This window comes from Desulfolutivibrio sulfodismutans DSM 3696 (genome assembly GCF_013376455.1).
Classification (GTDB): Bacteria; Desulfobacterota; Desulfovibrionia; order Desulfovibrionales; family Desulfovibrionaceae; genus Desulfolutivibrio; species Desulfolutivibrio sulfodismutans.
This window is the reverse complement of sequence record NZ_CP045504.1, coordinates 2,593,730-2,618,248: the sequence shown is the minus strand read 5'-3', so window position 1 is coordinate 2,618,248 and position 24,519 is coordinate 2,593,730. Positions and strand designations below refer to the sequence as shown.

Annotated in this window: 18 protein-coding genes and 1 pseudogene; 12 read left to right on the top strand and 7 right to left on the bottom strand. The window is 58.6% G+C overall.

The window, feature by feature from the left end; all coding sequences use genetic code 11:
* Window positions 1-18 precede the first annotated feature (18 nt).
* The 7 genes from GD606_RS12050 (at window position 19) to GD606_RS12020 (ending at window position 13,219) form a co-directional block, all read left to right on the top strand.
* On the top strand, window positions 19-279 hold the full coding sequence (locus tag GD606_RS12050; RefSeq protein ID WP_163302421.1) for a hypothetical protein: 261 nt from the start codon (window positions 19-21) through the stop codon (window positions 277-279).
* Window positions 280-643: 364 nt separating this feature from the next.
* Entirely contained in the window at window positions 644-3,688 is a 3,045-nt protein-coding gene (locus GD606_RS12045; RefSeq protein WP_163302422.1) for an ATP-binding protein, read from the top strand.
* Window positions 3,681-4,157 (top strand): DUF7680 family protein, encoded by a 477-nt coding sequence (locus tag GD606_RS12040; RefSeq protein ID WP_163302423.1) that lies wholly within the window; start codon window positions 3,681-3,683, stop codon window positions 4,155-4,157. The genes GD606_RS12045 and GD606_RS12040 overlap by 8 nt, the downstream gene beginning before the upstream one ends.
* Before the next feature lie 15 nt (window positions 4,158-4,172).
* Complete coding sequence (locus GD606_RS12035; RefSeq protein WP_163302424.1) at window positions 4,173-5,789, top strand: RNA/DNA-binding domain-containing protein; 1,617 nt, start codon at window positions 4,173-4,175, stop codon at window positions 5,787-5,789.
* Between the two features lie 160 nt (window positions 5,790-5,949).
* Entirely contained in the window at window positions 5,950-8,886 is a 2,937-nt protein-coding gene (locus GD606_RS12030; protein WP_163302425.1) for a DUF1156 domain-containing protein, read from the top strand.
* Window positions 8,887-8,890: 4 nt separating this feature from the next.
* Entirely contained in the window at window positions 8,891-12,094 is a 3,204-nt protein-coding gene (locus GD606_RS12025; protein WP_163302426.1) for an SNF2-related protein, read from the top strand.
* 144 nt (window positions 12,095-12,238) lie between these two features.
* Window positions 12,239-13,219, top strand: a complete 981-nt coding sequence (locus tag GD606_RS12020; RefSeq protein ID WP_163302427.1) for a DUF932 domain-containing protein — start codon at window positions 12,239-12,241, stop codon at window positions 13,217-13,219.
* A gap of 243 nt (window positions 13,220-13,462) precedes the next feature.
* Here the strand turns inward: GD606_RS12020 and GD606_RS12015 are convergent, their stop codons facing one another.
* The 5 genes from GD606_RS12015 to GD606_RS11995 form a co-directional block, all read right to left on the bottom strand.
* The gene (locus GD606_RS12015; RefSeq protein WP_211922178.1) at window positions 13,463-14,485 is read right to left on the bottom strand and encodes a site-specific integrase; all 1,023 of its coding nucleotides are present in this window, start codon (window positions 14,483-14,485) and stop codon (window positions 13,463-13,465) included.
* 141 nt (window positions 14,486-14,626) lie between these two features.
* On the bottom strand, window positions 14,627-15,499 hold the full coding sequence (locus GD606_RS12010) for an ArdC family protein (protein ID WP_163302428.1): 873 nt from the start codon (window positions 15,497-15,499) through the stop codon (window positions 14,627-14,629).
* Between the two features lie 160 nt (window positions 15,500-15,659).
* A complete protein-coding gene (locus tag GD606_RS12005; protein ID WP_163302429.1) occupies window positions 15,660-15,974 on the bottom strand; it encodes a hypothetical protein in 315 nt (104 codons plus the stop codon).
* A gap of 266 nt (window positions 15,975-16,240) precedes the next feature.
* Entirely contained in the window at window positions 16,241-16,426 is a 186-nt protein-coding gene (locus GD606_RS12000) for a hypothetical protein (RefSeq protein WP_163302430.1), read from the bottom strand.
* A gap of 15 nt (window positions 16,427-16,441) precedes the next feature.
* Complete coding sequence (locus tag GD606_RS11995; RefSeq protein ID WP_163302431.1) at window positions 16,442-16,819, bottom strand: single-stranded DNA-binding protein; 378 nt, start codon at window positions 16,817-16,819, stop codon at window positions 16,442-16,444.
* Window positions 16,820-17,081: 262 nt separating this feature from the next.
* On the opposite strand from GD606_RS11995, the gene GD606_RS11990 reads away from it, so the two are divergent.
* The 3 genes from GD606_RS11990 (at window position 17,082) to GD606_RS11980 (ending at window position 19,846) form a co-directional block, all read left to right on the top strand.
* Complete coding sequence (locus GD606_RS11990; protein ID WP_163302432.1) at window positions 17,082-17,705, top strand: terminase small subunit; 624 nt, start codon at window positions 17,082-17,084, stop codon at window positions 17,703-17,705.
* A 569-nt stretch (window positions 17,706-18,274) separates the two neighbouring features.
* Entirely contained in the window at window positions 18,275-18,424 is a 150-nt protein-coding gene (locus GD606_RS20945; protein ID WP_368356378.1) for a transposase, read from the top strand.
* 621 nt (window positions 18,425-19,045) lie between these two features.
* A complete protein-coding gene (locus GD606_RS11980) occupies window positions 19,046-19,846 on the top strand; it encodes a DUF169 domain-containing protein (RefSeq protein ID WP_163302434.1) in 801 nt (266 codons plus the stop codon).
* 275 nt (window positions 19,847-20,121) lie between these two features.
* Here the strand turns inward: GD606_RS11980 and GD606_RS11975 are convergent.
* Window positions 20,122-20,484, bottom strand: a pseudogene (locus tag GD606_RS11975) (transposase); the annotation flags it as partial.
* 337 nt (window positions 20,485-20,821) lie between these two features.
* The gene (locus tag GD606_RS11970) at window positions 20,822-21,100 is read right to left on the bottom strand and encodes a hypothetical protein (protein WP_163302435.1); all 279 of its coding nucleotides are present in this window, start codon (window positions 21,098-21,100) and stop codon (window positions 20,822-20,824) included.
* Window positions 21,101-21,216: 116 nt separating this feature from the next.
* Here GD606_RS11970 and GD606_RS11965 point away from each other — a divergent pair, with 116 nt between their 5' ends.
* Together GD606_RS11965 and GD606_RS11960 are read left to right on the top strand one after the other, a co-directional pair.
* Window positions 21,217-23,205 carry a sensor histidine kinase gene (locus tag GD606_RS11965; protein ID WP_163302436.1) on the top strand — a complete coding sequence of 663 codons (1,989 nt, stop codon included), beginning with the start codon at window positions 21,217-21,219 and terminating at the stop codon, window positions 23,203-23,205.
* The gene (locus tag GD606_RS11960) at window positions 23,198-23,827 is read left to right on the top strand and encodes a response regulator transcription factor (RefSeq protein ID WP_163302437.1); all 630 of its coding nucleotides are present in this window, start codon (window positions 23,198-23,200) and stop codon (window positions 23,825-23,827) included. The genes GD606_RS11965 and GD606_RS11960 overlap by 8 nt, the downstream gene beginning before the upstream one ends.
* Window positions 23,828-24,519: the final 692 nt, after the last annotated feature.

Genomic DNA, 24,519 nt, shown 5'->3' with positions numbered 1-24,519 from the left:
ACCAAGGAGAGACCTCACATGCGCCCGATCATCCTCGCCACCATGCTTCTGGCCTTGTCATGCGCCACGGCCATGGCCACGGACAACAGCGACGAGACAGAGAGCAGCCGGGTCTACGATGCCAAGGGTCGATACCAGGGCAGGGCTGTCGAGCGGGACGGGACCACTCGCATTTACGACGCCAAGGGGCGCTACCAGGGGCGTATCAGCGAAAAGTCCAACGGTGACGCCGTAATTTACGACGCCCATGGCAAATTCCAGGGGCGGATCAAGAAATGACCCGTTTCGCCCCGGATATTGGGCTTTCGCCTCCCTGATTTCTTGCTTGCAAATATTTTTCCGAGTATTGAATCAGGTGGCCTCACCGAGCGTGCCCTGTGAGGCCTGCTTGGCAGCCTTGGCAGTGAGCGTCTTTCCCGACCATCGGCATCAAACCCGGTCAAGCTGGTGGTGCTCCCATTTGAAGGTTATGTTGCCCTTCAAGCTTGTCAAAAAGTTCATGGGAGTTGACCCGTAGAGAGGCACCCCCCATGAATTGTTCTTCGGAGGGCATGTGGTCTGGGCTCCATAAAGGCTACCGTCATTTTCGACGGTTACTACGGATTGACCCCTTTTTTTCGAAAATCCATGGAAGGGGAGAAGCATGACCTCCTTGTTTAATATCTGCCAGCCTCGCGAGGATGTTCTCAAGGGTTCTGTTACAGAATCGGACTTCGCGGCCGATCTAGCCATGGTTTTGCGTGACCAAGCTCCCCCTGACTACCAAGACCCACGACTTTTCTTTGCCAATACGCACCCGACGCGGGGGCTCAAGAATCTCCTCTGGAACGTCAGCATGCGCCTGTGCGAACAGACGGAGGGTGTGGCTTCAATTTTTCGTCTGGATACCAACTACGGCGGCGGCAAAACGCATGCCCTCATTGCCCTAGCCCATTTGGCACGTGGCGTTCATAGCGTTCCGAATATCGCCGAATTCATCGATCCGCAGCATCTTCCCAAGGATGAGGTTCGCATCGCGGCCTTTGACGGTGAAAACGCTGATCCGGCCAATGGTCGGTCCATGGGGGGAGGTATTCGCGCCCATACCCCGTGGGGAGAATTGGCTTACGCCCTGGGCGGGTATGAGGGATTCGAAAAGCTCCGGCAAAGCGACACGGCGGGCCAAGCGCCCGGTGCCGAGACGATTCGTGAGCTTTTTGGCGGAGCACCCACGCTAATCTTGTTGGATGAGCTTTCCGTTTATCTTCGTAAGGTCTGGGCTGGCAGGCAAAGGGAAGTGGGCGAACAGCTAACCCCATTCCTGACGGCGCTGTTCAAGGCCGTGGAGTCTTCGCCCAATGCCGCCGTTGTATATACGCTGGCCATCGGCAAGGACGGGGCTTCTGATGCCTATAGCCCTGAAAATGATTATATTGCTCGAAAAATGAGCGAACTGGAAAGCGTCTCGGCCAGGAAGGCGACTCTCCTTAACCCCACCGAAGATGATGAGACCGTTCAGGTCTTACGGCGGCGGCTCTTCGCATCTATTGATGACGAGCAAGGGCGAAATGTCGTGGAGAGCTATCACCGGGTTTGGACCCAAAACCGCGACAAACTTCCCGGGGCGGGTTTTCTAGATAAAAAGGTTGAAGCATTTCTCTATGGATACCCGTTCCACCCTGACCTGATTGAGACTTTAAAGGAAAAGACTTCGACCCTGGAAAATTTTCAACGTGTGCGTGGCATGCTTCGGCTCTTGGCCCGGACGGTCTGTTCGCTATGGCGGACAAAACCAAGTGAAGCCTTGGCCGTACATGTGCATCACGTTGATCCCTCATATGAACCCATTCGCCAGGAACTCGTGACGCGACTTTCTCTTCAGGCGTTTGTCCCGGCACTCAACGCCGATGTGGCCGCCAAGGAGGGGGCTCAACCCGCTCTGGCCCAAGAGATTGATAAGAAACACTATGCGGGCCTTCCGCCCTATGCCTCCTACGTGGCCAGAACGATTATCCTGCATACCTTCGCATTTAACGAAAACCTCAAAGGGGCAGAGCCCGGCGAGGTTAAGGCGGCGATTGTCGCCCCTGGTCTGGACATCGGGTTTATTGAGGATGCCATCCGTCGGTTCCAACAGGATTCGGAATTCCTCGATGACAAGCCGCATTCGCCGCTGCGGTTTCTGACCGAGGCGAACCTGAACCAGATGGTGCGACGGCAGGAAAAGCATGTTGACAAGGGCGAAACTCGAGCCCAGCTAAACGACCGGATTCGGGAGATTTTCGGTGGAATGACGTTCCATTCCATCTTGTTTCCGAGCATGCCCAGCGAGGTTCCTGATGATGCTGGGGACGGTCACCCTTATCTGGCCATCTTGAGTTACGACGCCACGGAGATTCGTCCGGATCAGGTCAATCTCCCTGAATTGGTGCGCAAACTCTACAAGGAACGCGGGAGTAGCGGAGAATTTCGCAGCAATCAAAATAATTTGGTTTTTCTTATAGTGGATGCCTCCAAGCGGGACGAAATGCGCCAGAAGATGATGCGCCGCCTGGCTTTGGACGCGTTGCGGCAGCCTGAACGACTGCAATCATTGGCAGGGCATCAGCAGTCGCAGCTTCAAGAGTGGTTTCAAAGAAGCGAGCAGGAACTCGCTGTTTCCATCCAGCAAGCCTATCGCCACGTCTTTTACCCGTCAAAAAATCGGGTTGAGGGGGCTGATATCGATTTGGCATATACGGTCATTGACGTGCAAAACGCAGGGGCGAACCCAGGCGATGGTCAGCGTCAGGTCAGTCGTGTTCTGCACGATATGAAAAAGCTTCGGCTTGCCGAAGACCAGCCGGATTCCGCCAGTTATATGCGTGATCGGACCAGCCTTCGATCCGGGCGAATCAGCACGGCAAAGTTCCGGGATGAATTTCGCCGCAACCCCACGCTGCCCATGCTTGTTGGTGATGATGTTTTTATTCGGGGCATCCGGCAAGGTGTCGAGCTTGGCGAGTATGTCTATCAAAGCGGCGAACTCGTCTGGGGGAAGGGTGGCCCGCCGCCGCAACTCCGGATTGATGAACAATCTTTCGTCTTTACAACCGCATATGCCCGGGAGAATTTGATTTGGCCAAAGCCCGAGCCAAAGCCTACGCCCCCGCCAATCCAGCCGACAGAGCAAGAGCCCCCAACGGGAGAAACAGGTACTGACGGTGGCGGGGACACTCCGGACAAAGGGACTGCCCAACCGGAGGTTCCGGTTTTTCCGAAGCATTTCGAGACCGAGGGCGTTCTTAAGGAAGCACTGACCTTGCTCTGGGAAAAAGCCCGGAGCGCCAATGTGCAGGCCTTGGAGTCCTTACGGATTCGCGTCTATGATGCCAGCGAGGGGTTTAAGCTTTTTGGGCCGGTCAACGCGGTTCAAAAGGCCAGGAAGAAGGTTTCCATCCAGGGCGAGTATGAGACGACCGATGGCAGCTCCCTGGTGGTCGAATTTAACGGTCTCATCGCCGACGCCGCGCCGGTGAAAGAGTTCTTGGACCCACAGCTGCGTGCCGCCAATGAGAAAAACATGACGGTTGAATTTTCCCTGACCTTCGAGGATGGTCTTGGTCTCGACGGTGGCGAGCCGGAGGCGTTCTCCGAAAAATTGTGTAAATTTGGGGCTGGTGCCGCATATGTGCTGGCCCAGGTCAAAGTGAAAAACGCGGATGCCTAAGAAAATCCCAGATACGGGTTCTCCCCAGACGGTCCCGCAGTATGAGTTGCGGGCTCGGCAACGTCCTGCGCTCGGCCTTGACCTTGATGTCTGGCAGGTACCGTCGCCCAGTACCCCGAATATTGCCGCGCCAGTCCGGATCGCGGGGCTTGGTGGCCGCAACCTTTCTCTTGTCGAGCATCGCATCCTACGCCGCCTGGGAAAGGCCGGGATCGGCCTGGGCGGCATCGCTCTGGCCGGGGTGAAGCGTTTCCCGTTGGATGAAAATATGGCGCTGAATCTGGGCCTGCTCTTTCGTGTGCTGGCTCCCATGCGCAACCGCGACAACATGCGAGCCGTGGCTGAGGGCGTCGAAGCCATGGCACAGGAAGAGGCCTCCTACTGGCTGGGCATGGCCATGCACCGCAAGAATCCCCGCCGTGTACTTATGGCGCTGCGGATTTTACTGACCGAACCCAAGGGCCAGTAAAGGCTGGCGGCTATCATGGTCTCAGAATTACTTGCTAGTCTTTTGGCGGCCGCGGAAGGGGCCACTGTCGAGTTCAAAGAAGCGAAACGCGGGTTAGAGAGGAAGGATCTTTTTCGATATTGCATCGCCCTGGCCAATGAAAGAGGCGGGAAGCTCGTGCTCGGCGTGGCTGACGCCATGCCCCGGCAAGTCGTTGGGACTACGGCGTTTGGCGACCTGGATGACGCTCGCAACGCCATTTATCAGGCCACGCGCCTCAATGTTGAGATTGTCGAAGACTTGAGCACAGGTTCTCGGGTGCTCATTTTTTTGGTCCCTTCGCGGCCCATTGGAACGCCTTTGGAATCCGACGGGCAGTACTTGATGCGCCGGGGCAGCAGCCTTGTCCCCATGACTCCTGACCGGTTGCAAGCTATCTTTGCGGAGAGCGTCCCGGATTTTTCGGCGGAAATTTGTTCCGAAGTGACTCTGGCTGATTTGTCCCCACAAGCCATTGAGACCTTCCGCCAGCTTTGGGCGCGGCAATCGAACCGGCCGCATCTCCTAGATTTGCCCGACCAGCAACTCCTTGAGGATGCGGAACTGTTGGTCGACAGCGGCGTGACCCGGGCGGCTTTGATCCTTTTGGGAACAGCCAAAAGCCTCAGTCGGCATGTGGCGGATGCCGAGATCATTTTCGAGTACCGGCACGCGGAAGGTGACATTGATCCCGCTGTCCGAGAGTCCTTCCGGGAAGGGCTGTTCCTCTACGTTAATCGGCTTTGGGCGCTGGTGAATCTGCGCAACGAAGTCCACCCCTACCAGATGGGCTTGGTGCGGCGCGACATCCCCTCGTTTCGTGAGGAAGTTATCCGCGAAGCCCTGCTCAACGGCGTCTGCCATAGGGATTATCGCTATCGGGAGTCCATCTTTGTCCGCCAATTTCCCGGGTTGATCGAAGTTGAGAGCCCTGGGGGATTGCTGCCGGGCGTCACCATCGAAAACATGCTCTTCAAGCGGGCTTGGCGCAACCGGCTTATCGCTGAGGCCCTTGAAAAGGCGGACCTGATTGAACGTTCCGGCCAGGGTGTTGACCGCATGTGGCGGTTGGCCATCCTGGACGGCAAGATGCCGCCCGACTATTCCCGCACCGACGAGCACCATGTCTATGTCCGGTTGCCGGGGACCATTCACGATCCGGCGCTCCTTCGCTTTCTGGAGGAGGTCGGGGCGGAGCGCTACCGGACGTTTAGCGCCATGGATTTCGCCGTGCTCCATTTCGTGAGCCAGGAGCAGGAGATTCCCAAAGATTTTAGGGGACGGGCCAACGGGCTTGTCGATCAGGGGATATTGGAGCGGGTTGGGCGCAAATTTATTTTCGCCCGTCGCTACTATGAGATGCGGGGCGAGGCCGGGGTGCATACCCGCAAGCGCGGCTTGGACCGGGAGACCAACCTCTTCCTCGTGCGCAACCACCTCCGTTCCTGCGGGGGGAAAGGCTGTGTTCTGGCCGAGTTGCAGCCCGTGCTCCCGCATGTCAAGCCCCGGATGCTCTCCAGTTATCTGGAAGAATTGAAGCGGCGCGGCCAAGCCCGGGTGATAGGGAAAACCAAGGGAGCCCGGTGGTACCATTTGGTTGGGAATGATGGTTAAGTCCGGTTAATTCCGGGTAAATATTTACCAGAAAGACCCGGAACCAGCATGTATCATTTGTTTTTATTGGCAAAGCAGAATTACCGATTGGTTAATTCCGGGGTAAATCCAGGGAGCTGGCAGCCGGTGGAAGGCCGCTCGCAATAAAGGGAAAGATTTCATGTCCAAGCGCCTGATCGAGTCCTGGCTGCCCATTGCCGCCCTTGGCGAAGAAAGTGTTCGCGAGCGTCGTTCCATGACCGCGTTGCCTCCCACGTATTATCTGCACGTCTGGTGGGCGCGCCGTCCTTTGATTGCCTCGCGGGCAGCGGTGTTGGCTTCGCTTTTGCCCGAGGACGCAGACCATGAAATGTTTATGCGGGTACTTGGTATCCATGGCGATCCTGTAAAAACTCGTATCGCCATTGAGAAGGCAAAAAAGACTGGTGAGGATCTTGGTCTCGACCCTTATGGTTATTCGAGGGCCTTCTCCTATCTGCCCAGTAAACCTGAGATGGCGTGGCTTCGAGATGAAACGAGTAAAAGTGTCGATGGTATTCCTATCGTGCTTGATCCTACGGCTGGCGGCGGGAGTATACCATTTGAATCACTGCGGCTTGGGTTTGCCACCATGGCAAACGACATCAACCCGGTTGCAGTCCTGATACTCAAGCAGACTCTTGAAGGGCCGCTTAACTTCGGGACTGCCGTTTTGGATGATTTTAACCGCATCTCGGCGTTATTTTTGAAAAAAGCTGAAAACAAATTTGAAGGGATATTCCCTGCAGAACCTTTTGATGCGATCGTTTTGGGCTATCTCTGGGCGCGCACCATCACCTGCCCATACTGCGGCGGCCTTGTTCCGCTCTCCCCGAATTGGCGTTTGGCTCCTGACGGGACGGGCGTGCGGGTGCTCCCTCAAGTGGGCGAAGGGCCATCCAAGCCGGGCCGCATATGCCAGTTCGAGATCGTTTATAAGGCGGCGGAGCACTCCGAAGGCACGGTCACACGGGGCGATGCCAAGTGCCCATTTCCGGATTGCGGGCTGGTCATCCCCGGGGACGAGATCAAGACGCAGGCCCAGGCTGGCGACATGGGTGAACAGCTTTACACTGTTGCCTACAAAAAAAAGATTGTGACCCTGACCAAGACCGGCAAGACCCGGGAGAAATGGGAACGCGGATACCGTGCCCCAAGGCCGGAAGATGACGTCTCGGCCATGGTCCGGGCCAAGCTGGAGGAAAAGTTGCCGGAGTGGGAGGCGTTGGACTTGGTTCCTACGGAAGCAATCCCCGAAGGCCTTAAAACTGAGGAACCGAAGCGTTATGGGATGAATTATTGGCGTGATCTCTTCTCCCCACGCCAACTCCTCGGCCATGGGACCAGTGTAGAGGTGTTCCGCGAACTTTTGGTGGAAGAACAGGCCAAGCCTGGCTTCTCCGAGATCACCAAGGCGGCGTTTGGGTATTTGGCTCTATCCCTCGATAAAATGCTTAACTACAACTCCCGCATGTCCGTCTGGATGCCAACCCGGGAGGTGGTAGCCAACACATTCAATCGCCACGACTTTGCTTTCTGCTGGTCTCACTCCGAGATGGCCCCCCTTATCGTCGGGCTGGGCTATGACTGGGCCATCGAGCAGACGGCTAAGTGCGTCAGGGAACTGGTGGCGCTGGCCCGGCCAGACGCGCAAGGGAAGAAGGCGACCACGACCAACCAGCTCTCCCTGCTCGGCGGCGAGACCTTCACGCCCCCACTCGTAACCGTGACCTGCTCCTCGGCCGATTCGCTGTTCCATGTGGAAGACGGCTCCATCGACGTGGTGGTCATGGACCCGCCGTATTACGACAACGTCATGTACGCCGAGTTGTCCGACTTCTTCTATATCTGGCTCAAACGCACGGCGGGCTACGTTTACCCGGAGCTTTTCCGCCGTACCCTCACCGACAAGGAAAACGAAGCCGTGGCCAATCCGGCCAAATACAAAGGGCAAAAGGGCGCCAAGGCCCTGGCCTCCCGCGACTACCGCGACCGCATGGCCGCCATCTTCGCCGAATGCCGCCGCGTGCTCAAAGACGACGGCATCATGACCCTAATGTTTACCCACAAGGCGACGGGCGCATGGGACGCCCTGACCAAGGGACTGTTGGAAGCCGGATTCGTCATCACCGCGTCCTGGCCCATCAACACCGAGGCCGAAGGCTCGCTGCACATCAAGGACAAGTCCGCCGCCAACTCCACCATCTTCCTGGTCTGTCGGCCACGCCCCGACGCGGACGCTGCCGGGCCGGTCTATTGGGAAGACCTGGAACCGAAATTGGCCTCGGCCGTGCGGGAACGCATCGCCTCCTTTCAGGAGGCAGGCATACGGGGCGTGGACCTCTATCTGTCGAGCTTCGGTCCGGCCCTGGAAGTTTTCTCCCGACACTGGCCGGTGAAACGCGGCCAACCGCGGGTACAGCCGCAGCCGAAACGCAATACCCAGCTTGCGCTTTTGGAAGAGCCATTTGATCCTTACCTGACCACGCCGGAAGACGCGCTTGATGCAGCCCGCCGCGAGGTGAAGCAATGGCGGTTGGGGCAGATTATCAGCACGCAACGAAATAAGGATTTCGACCCCCTCACCGAATGGTTCATCCTGGCTTGGGACGCCTTCGGGGCCAGCCAGTTTCCCTTCGATGAAGCCTTGGGCCTGGCGCGGGTTGTCGGCTTGGATATGGACAAGGATGTCATCGGCACCCTGGCCGAAAAAAAAGCCAGCGACGTGATCCTTTGGGACAGTGCTGATCGTGCCCAAAAGGGCCGTCTTGGTTCGTCCGATGGTTCGAGGGCCATGATCGACGCCCTGCACCATGCCGCCAATGCTGCCCGGTCCAGAACCTTGCAAGCCGCCAAAGAGATGGTGGAAGACAACGGACTGCTTAAAGACCCGTCGTTTGTGGCCGCCCTGGAGGCGGCATTAGAGGTACTCCCCCTGCCGCGTGAATTCGAGGGAGCTAAGATCATTCAGACCGCCGAGGCCCCAGCCAGCGACTTCGAGGCCTTGGAGAAACTGCGGCGGCTTGCCTTCACCACCCTCATCCCCGTGCTCAAGCGCGGCGATTTACCAATCGAGTAGCAATATGGAAACGCTCAAGGACATCGCCTGGAAGGCAAAATATTCCCCAGAAGACGGCGACCTCCTGGAGCTTTTTTACATCCCGGCCTTGCGCTTGGCCAAGCGGTATGACCGCACAACAGGTTTCTTTGGGGCGGAAGCCCTGGCTTTGGCTGCGCGCGGCATGGAAGGCCTCGTGCGCAACAAGGGCTGCATGCGCCTCGTGGTGGGCTGTACTTTGGACCAAGAGGAAGTGGAGGCCATCGAAAAAGGTCAATCCCTGCGCGACACCATCGGAGCCAGACTGTTGGCTTGCCCGCTGGAGGCGACCAGCCCGCCAATCTATCAGGCCATGGAACTTCTGGCCTGGATGGTGGCCAACCGTCATCTGGACGTGAAAGTGGCCGTCCCGTGCGACTTAAACCGCCGACTTGTCGCCGGGCACGCGATATTCCACGAGAAGACCGGCGTCATCGAAGACGAGGAAGGAAATCGGGTCGCTTTTTCCGGGAGCATCAATGAAACGGCTTTCGGCTGGCGGCAAAACTGGGAAAGCTTCCATGTGTTCAATTCTTGGGGCGGTACGGCTGCCCACGTGGACGAGGAGGAGAAAAGTTTCGCCCAGCTTTGGTCCAATACCTCCAAGCGTGCGGTTGTGATCGATGTCCCCCAGGCCGTGCGGCAACAACTCCTGACGTTTGCTCCCAAGGATGGCCAATTACCCATGCTGCTGACCATCCAGGAAGACTCGGCGCACTATGGCAAGACGGACATGCCAGAAGAATTGACCCCGGCCGAAACGACTTCGCCGCAGCCTCCAACGGACACCTCCACGGACCCCAGGAGGGCTGTTTGGAGCTATATTCGTCATGCCCCGGCACTGCCCGGAGGCGGGGAACTGGTCGGGGAGGCCACCAGCGCCGTCACCCCATGGCCACATCAGGTACGGGCCTTTGAACGGATGTACCACAACTGGCCGCCAAAGCTCCTCATTGCCGACGAGGTGGGCCTTGGAAAAACCATCCAAGCCGGGTTACTCCTGCGCCAGGGCTGGATGGCTGGTCGGGCAAAACGAATTTTGATCATGGCTCCCAAAGCCGTGCTGCGCCAATGGCAGATCGAACTCCGGGAAAAATTCAACCTGTCCTGGCCGATATACGACGGGCAGAAATACTATTGGTATCATTGGCCCGGTCAGCAAGGCGCGCGCGAGGAGCGGGTCAGCCGGAAGAACTGGCACAAAGCCCCGTTCGTGATTGTCTCCAGTCACCTCATGCGCCGACAGGACCGGAAAATAGAACTGCTCGAGGAGGCTGAACCATGGAACCTTGTCGTCCTGGATGAAGCCCACCATGCCCGGCGCAAGGGCGGCGGCCTCAATCACAACGATTTCCGCCCGAATCAACTGCTCGGATTGATGCAGCAGCTCAAAGACCGCACCCAGGGGCTTATCCTGCTAACGGCTACCCCCATGCAGGTCTCACCCGTCGAAGTGTGGGATTTGCTCGACCTTTTTGGCCTGCCCCCGAAATGGACCTCCCAGGCCTTTCTGGAGTTCTTTGATCTGGTGGGCAAGCCCATGCCGACTCACGGCGACATGGTGCGCATGGCAGGGCTTTTTAAGGCTGTCGAGGATGCGTATGGAGAAATGACCGAGGCGGCAGCCAGGAAATTTACCAAGGGCAGTGGAATCAGGGCCAGAAGAATTCTGAAAGCGCTTCGGGACACGGCAACGATCCCCTTACGGCAGCTCGAAACAGAAGACCGCAAAATTGCCATCCAGATTCTCCGGGCAAATACCCCGGTTTCTCGTCTCATCTCCCGCCATACGCGAGAATTGCTCCGAAAGTATCAGGCAAAGGGGTTACTCGGTGTCCCCATTGCCACCCGTCAGGTTGAGGACCGGTTTGTCGAGCTTACCCCGCCCGAACGGCAAGCCTACGAGGCCGTGGAGAACTATATATCAAGCACCTACAATAACGCCGAGGCTGGGCGGAAAAATGCTGTTGGCTTTGTGATGACCATCTATCGCCGCAGGTTGGCCAGCAGCTTCCACGCCCTGGATCATACGCTTGAGTCCCGGCTGGCCCGCCTGGAGCAAACGCAGCCGCTTCAAGCTCGGCTTCTCGCCCTGGAGGAGGATATACCCGAAGATGGGGCCGATGATGAAGCCATGGATGTCGAAGAGGCCTCAACTCTGGAGCGTGACGCGTTGGTATTGGAGGAAAAAGACGAAATCCGGATGCTCCTCGACCAGATTCACCGGCTGGGACAGGATACCAAGGCAGGTGCATTGCGTGAGACCATTGAGGCATTACGGGAGGCGGGATATCGGCAGGTCATGGTCTTCACGCAGTATACGGATACCATGGATTTCTTGCGGGAGGCGCTGGGCAAGAGTTTTGGGCAGACGGTCCTCTGCTTCTCCGGCAGGGGGGGCGAGCAACTGTCATCGACCGGAAGCTGGATGGCGATTTCCCGGGACCAGACCAAAAAGCTATTCAAGGAAGGCAAGGCCGAAATTCTGCTTTGCACGGATGCGGCGGCGGAAGGGTTGAACTTCCAATTCTGTGGGGCGCTCATCAATTACGACATGCCCTGGAACCCCATGCGCGTCGAGCAGCGCATCGGCCGAATCGACCGCCTCGGCCAGGAAAATCCCGTCATCCGGATCGTCAATTTGCATTACAGCGATACGGTGGAAGCGGATGTTTACACGGCCCTGCGGGAGCGAATTGGCCTATTTCAGAAGTTTGTCGGACGCCTGCAACCCATATTGTCGAGGTTGCCAAAGACGATTCAGGATTTGGTGCTTGGCGAAGGCGGTGATCGTCGGCGATCCACCGATCAACATCTCCAGGATATGGCCTTTGAGCTTAAGCAGGCGGAAGAAAGCGGTTTCGACCTGGATGCGGCCGCTCAGGAAGATCTTGAGATGCCCGAGCGGCCAGCACCCCTTTATGGCCTGCCCGACCTTGGCCGGATTCTCGAGAGAGGTGCCATGTTGCCGCCGGGGGCAGAAGCGTCTGCCTACGGAGTAAAGGATTTTATTTACGGCCAGCCGGGCATGGATGAAAAGGTGCGGGTCACGACCGATCCAGGCTTTTACGATCAGCACTCGGATAGCGTGGAGCTATGGTCGCCAGGGAATCCGGTATTTCCTGAACCGGAAATCTTCAGCGATGATGGGCAGGTGTCCGGCGAAATCTTTGCGCGGATTTTGAGGTAGAAAGGAAGATTCCTAATGTCAGAAAAATACCACTTCCGCCGGAGCTTCGATGTCCCTGAACCCTAAACCGCCACTGCGCTTACCATTACATGCCCACGTTCAAACAAAAACGGAACGTGACGCGGCGAAGAAAGGAGGTAAGTGATGCCCGCTAATATCCAGACCATGGCTTACTACGGCGAGGTTCCCTGGCACGGATTGGGGAAGCAAGTCTCCAAAGCGGTGACGGCGGAAGAGATGATCTGCGCCGCAGGACTGGATTGGGAAGTCGAACTTCGTCCGGCACGCGGCGCGAAAGAGATCAACCGAAAAGGTGAGTTCTCACGCTACGAAATCGTACGAGTGCCCCGGCCGAATACAGGAGAGGAAGAAGTGCTGCTGGGCGTCGTCAGTCGGCGGTATCAGCCCCTCCAGAACGTGGAGGCGTTCGGCTTCTTCAACCCCATTGTCGGCAATGGCAAGGCATACTTTGAGACCGCCGGCGCACTTGGTGAGGGCGAGCGGATATGGGTTATGGTGAAGATGCCGAATGCGATGAAGATTGTCTGTGGTGATGAGTGCTTCAAGTACCTACTACTGTCCAATACACACTCAGGCGAGGGCTCAATAATCATTAAATTTACATCTGTCCGGGTGGTCTGTCAAAATACGTTGATGCTGGCGATCGGGGACGGGCAGAAATCTTACCGTGTGCGGCACAGCAAACAGATGCAATTCAAGCTGGGGGAGCTGGCAGACTTCCTAGCGATTACGCAAAAGGTGTTCCAGAAGGCGGAGGAGCAGTTTAAGCTGCTGGCTAAAATCCAGATGATCGACGACCGGCTCAATCATTACTTTGAGGCGGTTTTCCCCCGCAATCCGGCACAGGCGAAGAACGGCAAAATGCCGACGCGGTGGGAGCAAGTCCGCGAAATCTTTGAAAGTCAGGAAGACCTCCAGTTGCCCGGTGTTCGCGGGACGCTGTGGGGCGCTTACAATGCCATCACGCGGTTCGAAGACTATAAGCAGCCGCAACAGGAAGAACAACCAGACCAGCGCCTAGAGCGGACGTGGTTTGGAAGTGGTTCGGAGATGAAGCTCAAGGCGTTGGCAAAGGCTTCCGAGTTGGCCGCTTCTTGGAGATGAGAAAACAGATGTCCACGTAAAATGAAGCAGGGTCGACCGTGCCCAAGGCAATGCGGAGCACGATGTCACACAACGACCGATACGGCGGAACCGTGGAAGTGAAAGAACTCAAGGGGGCTTGAAGATCGTCGAGCGAACCTTTGCAATGGCACCAGCTTCGCTCTCGCCAGCGCGCCCAAGGCCAAGATGAAGCCCGCCCCATGCTCAACGCCGGACAAGGTATACAATAATACTAGGAAAGTATTATATTTCAGTTAATTTGGCAGCATCTGACCGCATCAACTCCCCCACCTGAAAGTACCCGTCAAACACCGCCCCCGACCTGTGGCCAGTCATGGCCATGGCCTCCTGTCTGGACACGCCCTTGCGCCCGGCCTCGGTCACAAAGCCGCTGCGCAGACTGTGGGCTGCGAAGAGGGAAGAATCAAGGCCAGCCTTCCTGGCCCTGGACTTGACGATCCGAGCGACACCCCGGCCTGAGAGCGATTCCGCCACCGTGCCGTCGCGGGCGATGGCCCGGAACAGGCATCCCTCTCGAATGGAGGCGGCGGCGAGCCACAGGGTCAAGGCCCTGGCCGCCCGGCCAAGCACGGGCACGTCTCGGCCAGCGCCCTTCTGGTCGGTCTTGGACCAGGGGATGCGGTACAGATAGCCGCCCGGCACGACGGTCAGGTTCTCGACCCTGGCTCCGGCGACCTCGCTGCGGCGACGGCCACCTGAGGCGAAGGCGAAAAGCAAAAGCGCCCGGTCCCGGACGCCGCGCATGTCATCCCCGCAGGTGTCCACCATAGCCTCCAGGACGTCCAGGGTGGCCGCCAGCTTCTTCTTTGCCCCTTGGCCCTGCCGTGCCCTGGCCCGACGTGCGGCGGCCAGCAGGGAGCGAATCTGGGGCATCCGGACAGGGTTCTCCAGCCCTTGCGCCTCGTGGGCCACGGATAACGCGGCCAAACGCCGGGAGATGGTGGCCAGACTGTGCACGCCATGGCGGGCCTTGGCCCCCTCTTCGACCAGGGCAGCGTCCACATGCTCGGGCAGGCCCTCCAGATGGTCGGTGACAAACCGTACCAGGGCGGCAGGCGGGACGGGGTAGGCCTCGGGCAGGCCAAGCGCCATCCGCGCCCAGGCCCAGAAGTACCGCAGGTCTCCCTGGTAGGCCCGGCGGGTGTTGGCGGCGGTCCCGGCATCGAGAATCTGCCGGACGCGCTCCTGGGTCTCCAGGTCGATATGGGCCAGGGAAGCGGTTGTGGCGGCAATGATTTCGGACATGATTTTCTCCTGAGAATGCGTCCGATAAGAGTGGATTAACGGACGGATGGGGTTCTCCCAGATGCCCGAAAACGACGAAGCCCCCTGCCGGAAGGGGGCCTCATCGTCGTGGGCGGTGTGGGCAAAAGCTGAGGACGGGAGCTATTCGCCGGGCTCGCCGGGCGTGACGTCAAGGATGAAGTCAGCGGCGCGCTGGGCCTGGGCGGCGGCATAAACCACCATCTTTGGGGAGCCCTTGAGGACATTGAGCCAGCCGCCGATATACGCGGCCTGGTTTTCGATTACGGCCTGCTCGATCCGGGCCTTGGCGCACAGGAAGGCCGACCCCATCTCGGCCACAAGCTCTTCCTGGGAATACTCCCGGTCCCCGAAGTGACGGATTTCCGAGGACGGACGCCGGGCGAGGCGGGAGCCGTGCCCGGTGGCGTGGACCAGTTCGTGGAAGGCCGTGCTGTAATACTCCTCGGGTTGCGCAAAGAGCCCCGGCCGGGGCAGGTTCACGGTGTCGGTCGACGGGCGGTAGAAGGCCCTTGGTTCGGCGTGGATGATCTCAGGCCGCCTGGGCATGGCCTCCATGATCTGCGCGGCGGCATCAATAGGTTCGAAGGCATGGTTCACCATCTCCGGCGCGTCCGGGGCCTCGATGCCGTCGATCTGGTCCAGGTTGAACACCGTGTAGTACCGCAGGATCGGCACCGACTTCTTCTCCCCGGTCTGCCTGTCCTCAGTCTCGTAGCGCTTCCAAAAAATGACCGGAGTGCCCTTCTCGCCCTTGCGGACTTGGCCGCCCCGTTCCTTTGCCTGCTTGAACGAAAGCCAGAACCGGGAACTTCTGCCCATGGCCATGAGCAGGAAGATGTTGATCCCCCGGTACTCCCGCTTGCTGACCATGTTCATAGGAAATTCCGTCGCGCCCCCGTCGTTCCAAGGCTTGCGCCACGGCACGACGCCTGCTTCAAGCATGTCGACGATGCGCGCGGTGACCATCTCGTAAATAGGAATCTGTCCAGACATGTCTTTTCTCCTTATAAACGCAAAAAGCCGCCAGGATTTCTCCCAGCGGCCTTTTGCGCGTTCAAGTCGTTAAGCTGTTACCGGCGGATCAAGAGCCAGATGACCACGATGTAGAAGATGCAGAACAACGTGAACGCGAGAAGCATAGCTTTCTCCTTGCCTAATGGCGGATATTTTGAAGTTCGTTTGACGCGTGGGTAAGGGAGGCAAAAGAAGCAGTGTCATCCAGCAAGATGACCTCGATGATCAGCGGCGAAATGTCCCACTCGCTCCAGGTCCGTGTGGGGTAGACGGCGAACTGCCGAAAACTGTCATCCCCGGCCTCCACGAGCTGCCGCCGGAGGTCTTCATCCACCCGGGCGATGACCCTTGCCCGCACCACCTTGACGGCCTCGGCCATGTTGTCGGCCTCGACTTCCATGATCCATGCGGTTCCATGGTAGCCGTCCCCCTGCCTGACTTCGTACCTGCTCATGAAAAAGCACCTCCTTGCCGCCTCGGTGGCGACGGTTTTGCCCAGCGATGTCCTGGCCAGGCCTAGGTTTATGAGAGGTCTGTCTTCCTGAGTGGGCCACTGTGGGCCATGCATCAGCCGGATGACCCGGGCCACGGCCTGGCTGCTCAAGAGCCCGGAGAAGAAGGCCGTTGGCGTCGCGGTCAGGGACCGATCCCCCCAAAAATGCGAAAACCCCGATTCCTGGGAACCGGGGTTGTCCTGTCTCGGCACGGTAGGGCTCACGTTCATGGCGCAAGCACCTCTGGGCCGGGGTTCAGAAAATAGCGCTCGTAGGTGTCAACGAAGGCCAGCTTGGCCCGGGTCCGCTTCCGGCGCTGGGCGTAAAACTCCAGCACCCGGACTTCGAGGGCGGGTTGCCAGTGTTTGGCCAGAAACCGAACCTCCTCGTCCCAATCAGCGTCTTTCTTCATGGTGCCCTCCATGGGTTAGTGAAGCAGATGTCCCGCCGGGGCAGTGCCGTGTTCATCATCCCCCCCGGACTTGCCCTTGGCGTCAAGCGCCTGGACCTGACGGGCGACGACCTCCGCGACCACACGTTCCACGCCATCGCGGTCTTGGTACTGGCGGTAGTTCATCCGGCCCTCGACCAGGACGTTGCGCCCCTTGTCGAGGTAGTCGTTGGCGAACTGCGCCGCTCGGCCAAAGACCACGATCCGGTGCCACGTCGTCCTCTCCACCCTGTTCCCGAACACGTCCTTGTAATGCTCATGCGTCGCAATGGAAAAGTTACTGAATGTTGTACCGTTGATGCTCCCCCCTCGTGGTTGTACGCCAAGCCTGCCGATGAGAGTCACCTTGTTCATGATATCCTCCTAAAATTATTTACCCACTAACGACGCATACCCATCTCTCACCATCGACAAAGCCTCCACATAACAACCTTGTATCTCTCTTCCTTTCCTGATTAATTTCTGATTTGTATGTATTATTAGCGCATCCCCCATAGGGGGATAATGATGTTTTGGGTCCCTTCCATATTTTACCCTTGTACTATACCGTAATCTCGATAACTTTATATTGACAAATAATACAGACAATGCCATCGTAAATTTCGAGGAGGATAAAATGGAAACAATTACTAAACTTAAAGAACGAATAAAAGAGCTTGAATACGAGATTCAAATCAAAAACAACAGTAATGACATTGTCATATGTCAGAGTGACAACGATACCGTGTGCGATGACGCGAATTGCGAGGGTTCAAGGGGTGCGGGGAGGCCGCCCTACTACTCTTCCGTCCAAGAGATGCAGGCGGCGATTGATGCGTATTTTCACATGGCGGACGAGAAGGGTTGGCCGTACACGGTCCCGGATTTGGCGTTGGCCCTGGGCTTCACGTCCAGGCAGTCACTTCTCAACTACTCATACAAACATGAATATATGGACACTATAAAAAGGGCGAAGCTGCGGATTGAAGGGCAGCGTGCGCGGCAGCTTGTCCAGGGGCAAGGCATGGTGGCGGGTCAGATTTTCGATCTGAAGAACAACTTCGGATGGCGGGACCAGCAGGACCACGAACAGACGCGGGGGGCGATGACGCTGGTTCAGAACAACATCGGCCTCCCGGGCATGCCGCCGGAGCCGAAGTCAATCGATGAGTGGGAGGGATGGTATCGGAATTGGCAGGAGAAGAAGCTGAAGGAGGAAAGGCGAGCGAGGGTGGAGGTAGTTGAACAAAGGGGTGGATAAATCAGTGAAGTTTGTTGCCATGGGGGCCTTGGTGGCGATGAGGGGCGGAAGTACTTCCGGAAGTACTTCGCATGCTGGCGGGGGTCTTCTTTGTCTTTTGGTGTAAGGCTAACTAGCTGAAATAATGGGTGGTGCTATCTTCCCGGCCGTGTCGGGCAAGCCCTTTCACGCCGGTAACAGGGGTTCAAATCCCCTTGGGGACGCCAAGAATTTCAGCGGTTTACGTCAGCCACGTAAGCCGCTTTTTCGTTGGTCCACATCCCGCCCCCTGACGCCAGTTCAAAATGGCCTGTGTCCTGTACGACAAGGGCTTTGTTTTCGATGGTATGCAAGGCCAGATTGAGGCCGCTGCACGGTGTAAAAACGTATTTCTATTGTAATTTAAGGTGATTGTGCTCTTTTTTCTCTATCAAAAATGATGGAGGCGATCATGAGCAAGCGCTAGTCCAAAAAAAGCCAGGCATTGCCGAATACGTCGTGTTCCGTCGCAGGCACAGGGAATGATTTCTGGATAAGGTTTATCACCTTATTGACTGGAAGCCATCTGAGAAGATTCTTCGGAAAAAGTTTTGCATGGCCTCCACTCCGTTGGCAATCCTGCCTATGCACCGTTTCCGATGTTTAAAATCATTCTGCTTCAGAGGTGGTACAACCTGAGAGATTCGGCGGGTGAGGAATGCTTGTATATGTCTGCTGTGTATCCATATCAAAATTTTTAAAATGACTTTCTCTTCCGCGACTTCATCAGAAAGGAATACTTGGCGTTTATAGCCGTGACAGCAATGCGTCGGATGCTATGCGATAGTGGTGCTGGCAAGGCCGGGGGGCGAACGGCCAGGCTTGAACTGGGGCGGCGGGCGGGTGTTAAGCGCCCCAAGATGAAACGCCCGGGGCATAGGCGACTGCCGGGGCGATAGTGCTCCAGGGGTACGCTATGGATGCCAGAAAGCCGTCCTGGGGCGAAGTGGCGTGGGTTCTTTTTTTCACATTTTCATTTGCTCGGCGGGACGATAAATTTTTTTTCACGCAAGCTCCCCCGCTAAAGGCGTATTTCCGCACCTGCAAAAGGTCTGGCCAGGCGGCTAAGCCGTGTCCCTTTTTTCACAGAGAAAATCGACACCAGGCGCCAGGCGCCCAGTTCGGGAAACTGCCCTTGACCCGTTCCACCCTGCTAGCTATGTTATTTTTAACATAATGACGCCAGTCGAAATTCTCTGGGCAGCCGCACTGATGCCATCCGCCTGGCAACCAGTTCCCCTGCGGGCTGGACGCCCCTGTCCGGGCGTCCAGCGCCCAGGTTTCTCGACGGCATTCACATCCATCACCCGGAGGTTCTTTCTATGAGTACCGAGACATATCGCCAGATGCAGGAATACTTCATGCATCACCTGCGGCTTATGCATTATCCGGTCGCCATCAGGTACATCTTCGAGCAGGAGGAACTCGACCGCTTCAAGCGCGACGTTCCCCACTATGTGCCGGGCAAGGCCCTGACGTTCTGTCAGGCGGAGATCGGCGCCCGCATGGAGGGGTTGACGGTGCTCATGGAAAAGGACCGCCTGGGGTGCGCCAACGCCAAGTTCGTCTTCGGCTGGAAGGGCCTGGACGAGGCCGAGATCAAAAGCCACATGAAATACGTGCGCGACATGGATCAGGCCGAGGCCTTCGTCAGATCCAAACCCCGCTTGCCGGAAGGCAAGCTTGTCGCCGTCGTGGTCTCGCCCTTGGCCGACGCCTTCGCCCCGCCGCATGTCGTGCATTTTTACTGCGACAACATGCAGGCCTATCATCTGGCCGTGGACTGGATGTCGGCGATGAACGTGCATCCCCTCAAGCCCTCCATGACCATGAACTCGGCGGCCTGCGGCGGCAACGTCCAGGCCTACAACACCGCCTCCATGAACATCTTCCTGGCCTGCAGCGGCAGCTACAACGCCGGAAAGACCGAACGCGGCGAAATCAACGTGGCCATCCCCGGCGAGCAGCTTGTCCTGGTCATGGAGCGGTTGAAGAAACGGGTCGACGATCACGGCGGCGCATCCATCACCCGTCCGGGACAGCCGTTCCCCGGCGCGGACATCTGCAAGAACTGTCCGTTGATCACCTTCAAGAAGGCTGGCGCGGAGGAGGCCCAGGCCTAACGGCCAGCACTGTTCCGTCTCGGTCGGCCCCTGCGCGAGGGGCCGCTCCGCAGGCAATGGCTGCGGCGTGAAGGGAAACGGGGCGGTCGCGGGGAGCGTGGCAAACGCACGTGGTGTGCCCGTCGCGGGGTCGTCGAAAGCGTTGCCGCGCTCCGGCGCGAAATGAAAGGCATGCGGTGAGAAACGCATTTCTGTCCGGGATTGAGCAAGCCAGAACATGCCCAATGCATGGGTTGGGCGTGCAGCCAAATTCCCCCTCGAACCTCGAAGCGAAGTCTTCCTTGAAGCTGATCGGCGGCATACCGCCAAGTCTGGCTGGCACTGGCCGAGTCTGGTTGCAGAAAGGCCTGGCGCAGGGCGGCGGAAACCATGGCGTGCTGCAATTTTGGCGCACGAGCCAAGGCGTTTCGCATCCAGTGAACCCGGCAGCGTTGCCACGTGGTTCCGAACGTTTTGGCGATTGCGGCCATGAGGCCTTCATAGGCGTCGGAGACGACAAGCTTCAGGCCGGTGAGTCCCCGGCGAAGAAGGCCTTTGAGGAAAAAAGACCAGAACGGCCCGGCTTCACTGGGGCCGATGTGCAGTCCCACGATTTCACGACGGCCTTCCGTGTTCACCGCCACGGCGATGATAGCCGCGCCGCCGCCAGGGAGCCCTCTGCCGCAGCCTTGGCTGCATTTTGCAAATATTTTCTTGCATTTTAGGGAATTGGAGACCGTTGCACGGAAAAATGGCACAATTCTATTGTAATTACCTAAAATTACAACAGAAATATGCCTTTACGCCGTGCCGCGGTCTCATACTTGGCGGTTATAGCCGTGGCATCAATGCATCGGATGCTCTAAGATGGTGCTGCTGGCAAAGCCGGGGGGGCGAGCGTGCAGGATTGAACCGGGGCGGCCAGGACCATAAGCCTGGACCTGCCCCTTCGCCGGGGCGCGAGTTCCCGGGCAACTCCGCGATCATTTCGGCGCGCTACGCCGGTTCGCCCACGTCCGGGTTCTCCTCCAGGACCGGCGATTCGGCCCGGGACGGTCTTTTGGTGGACGCCGGGGTGAGCTTCGGGGTATCCGAGTCCGCGAAGGTTCCCGTGCGCCGTCCCGGGCAGTTTCTGGCCCGGGGCGCCCAGACCCTGGGGGCCGTGGGGGGCAGGTACGCGTTCCGACGCGTTGGCGGATGCCGGGAGTGATGCCCGTCGGCCGTCTGGGCGTCGTGAACGGCTTCGCCCTTGCCGCGTTGGGCACGGCATGTCATCCGGGCTTGCCAAGCCACATGCGAAAAGGCATTGGGCGGCGCTGGAAAGCCGAATCGATCAATTCAGGCCAGTCTGCCGTTGGCGCGACCGGGTGAGGGCCTCGGAAACGGATCGTATGCCCAATGTAGCTGTCCGCTCAGCGCTGGCCGCCATCCTGGCGTTCGTGCTCCTGGCGCCTGCCGCCGGATGCCTCCGGCGCGGCGCGGATACGCCCGTGGCCACGCATGGCGTGCTCGACCTGGCCGGGTTCGACCTGGCCCGGGACGGCCCGGCCGCCCTGGACGGGCAGTGGGAATTTTACTGGGACCGGCTGCTTTCTCCCGAGGACTTCGGACCCGGCGTCACGCCTCCCGAACCCTCCGGCTTCATGACCCTCCCCGGCGTATGGAAAGGCTACGAGCTCCACGGCCAGCCCTTGCCGGGCTATGGCAAGGCCACCTTCCGCCTGCGCCTGTCGCCGCCGCCCGGCGAACGCCGACTGGCCCTTCGGATCTCCGGCGTCAACGCCGCCTACCGGCTGTGGGCCGACGGGAGGCTTATCGCCGAAAGCGGTGTGGTCGGCGACGTCGCCGGGGCGGAAACGTCGCATCGCTCCCTGGCCATGGTCGGCTTCGAGAGTCACGGGGCGCCCATCGACCTGGTATTGCAGGTCTCCAACCACGTCTTTCGCCGGGGCGGCCTGCGCCAGGCGATCATGATCGGCCTCCCGGATCAGGTGCAGGGGGTGCATGTCCGCATCTGGGCCTGGTCCATGTTTTTTGTCGGCAGCCTGTTGATCATGGCCGTCTATCATCTCGCCCTGCACTATTTGAGAAAAAAGGATATCTCGTCGCTCTATTTCGCCATCAGCTGCACGCTGCTCGTCACGCTGCTCCTGACCATGGATTCGTCGGATACGTTGATCAATCTTTTTTTTCCAGACATAAAACCTGATGTTGTCCGCAGGATACCCCTTGTCGCGTATGCCGTATTGGGCTCCATCCTGTATCGATTCTATAAATCTATCTATCCTGATGAGTTTTTTATTTTCGTCAAGTATATATGTGACATAAGAAGCGTCGTATTCGTTTTTATCATCGTCACGCAGCCTGATGCGTACGTTTACAAAGCAGTGTTGTATCTGCCGTTGACGACCTTGTTTGTCAATTTATGTATTCTGGTCATGCTAGGACTTTGCCTGAAGCGCGGCCGCGACGGTTCGTCTATTCTTTTCATTGGCTACGCTATCCTGTCGGTAACCTCGATGAGCGACATCTACCGATTCTTCTTCGGCATCAACGTCCTGAATCTCCTGCCGTTGGGCATGCTGGCCTTTGCCCTGTCCCAGGCCCTGGCCCTGGCCCAGCGGTTCACCAATGCGTTCTCGGCCGTAGAAGGTCTGTCCCGGGCGCTTACGGGAAAAAACGCCGCCCTGCGGGCGGAAATGGACGAGCGCACCCGGTTGGAGCGGGAGATCGTCAACGTCAGCGAGGAGGAGCGCCGCCGGTTGAGCCACGACCTGCACGACGGGTTGTGCCAGCAGTTGGGGGGGGCCCGGCTTCGCTGTGCGGCCCTGGAACACCGCGGCATCGCGGAGGGGGACGTGGCGGCGGAAGTCGCGGAGATTTCCCTGATGCTCAAGGAGTCGGTCAGCCAGGCCTACGATCTCTCCCGGGGGCTTTGGCCGGTGGAGCACACCCCGGGCGAGGCCAGGCCGTCCCTGGACGATCTGGCCCGGCGCGTCAGCCAATCCAGCGGCGTCGCTATCGAATATGTCGAGAACCTGGACTGCGAGCCGTGCCGCAACGAGCATCTCGTCCAGTTCTACCGCATCGCCCAGGAGGCGGTGGCCAACGCCGTCAAGCACGCCCAGCCCGGCCGGATCACCATCACCCTGAGTTGCGGTCTCGACCGGCTGCTTGCGCTCACCGTGCGTGACGACGGCATCGGCCTCCAGGCGGCGGTTCGCAGCCAGGGAGGGCTCGGCATGCGGATCATGTCCTACCGGGCCAGGATGATCGGGGCTCGCCTTTCCGTGGAGGACGCCCCGGGCGGCGGAACCGTCGTGACCTGTCTTTTAGCCTGTGGAATCAATGGGGACGGCAAGGAGAAAACCGATGCCTGACGCCTTTGGAGTGCGCGTTTTTTTGGTGGACGATCATCCGGCCATGCGAAACGGCCTGTCGCTGCTGTTGCGCCAGGTTGGCCATACGGTCTGCGGCGAGGCCGGAAGCCGGGCGGAACTCCTGGAGCGCCTGGAGGGCGTCCAGGCCTCGGTGGCCCTGGTGGACCTGTCCCTGGCCGAGGAGTCGGGCCTGGACCTGATCGGCGACCTGACGGCCCAGGGGATTCCGAGCCTCATCTATTCCATGCACGAGGACCGGGGGAGCATCGAACGGGCCTTCGACCGGGGGGCGCGGGGCTACGTCACCAAGCGCGAGGTCGCGGACGTGCTTTTGGAGGCCATTGAGGCCGTGGCCGCCGGGCGGCGCTACGCCAGTCCCGGGGCCATGGAGAGCCTGGCTGGACGGGTGCTCGCCCCGGACGAGGGCGGGACCGTCGCCTTGAGCCAGCGTGAGGAGCAGATCCTTGACCGGCTCGGGGGCGGCGAGTCCAGCGCCGAGATCGGTCGGGCCCTGAGCATCAGCGCCCACACCGTGGAGACGTATTACGGCCGCATGATCCGCAAGTTCGGTTTTTCCAGCATGAAGGAACTGCGCAAGTTCGCCATCCGGCGGCGCGGCTGACCGGCCGGGCCGCGTCCATTCCCTTTGCGGGGCAGGCTGAGCTCTGACGCCCAGCCCCCGCCTGGCGACAGTCCGGCCCTGCGTCCCTTGCGCCCCGGCCCCGCTGTCCCCAAATTCCGCTACATAAAATCATGGAAATCCCTGACAGGCCTTCTCCCGTTTTTACGATATCGCTCCACGATGCAATGGTGGCGGAAAAACAAGCGGCGTTCCTGCGGGGAACCCATGCGGCGCGGCATGCCCGGATGGCGGACGGCGGTGGCCGTGGTCCTGTTCATGCTGCTGGCCGTCGGCCCGGCCCGGGCGGACGAGAGCTTTGTAGTCAACAACTATCTTTCGGATTCCGGCAGCACGGCAGGGACGTTGCGGTACGCCGTCGTCCATGGAAACGATGACACAAGCAACACAATAATTTTTGGACTTGATACGCTTGGCGGATACACCATAGATCTTGTAAATGGCCCCTTCAGCGTTCTGGGGCCGATTAGCCTGCTCACTAATGTATTTAGCGTCACAGTAAGCCAGGACGGCTTTTATCAAAATGTCTTTGACACCAATGGATACTCCATAAGTCTTGACGGAAGCAGCGATATCAGCGTCAATATATCATCAACATATACGCTTGATGTTTCATGTCTTTATTCCAATAATGCGTTAGGACTGAATGTTGGCAATATTGGCGACAATGTCAC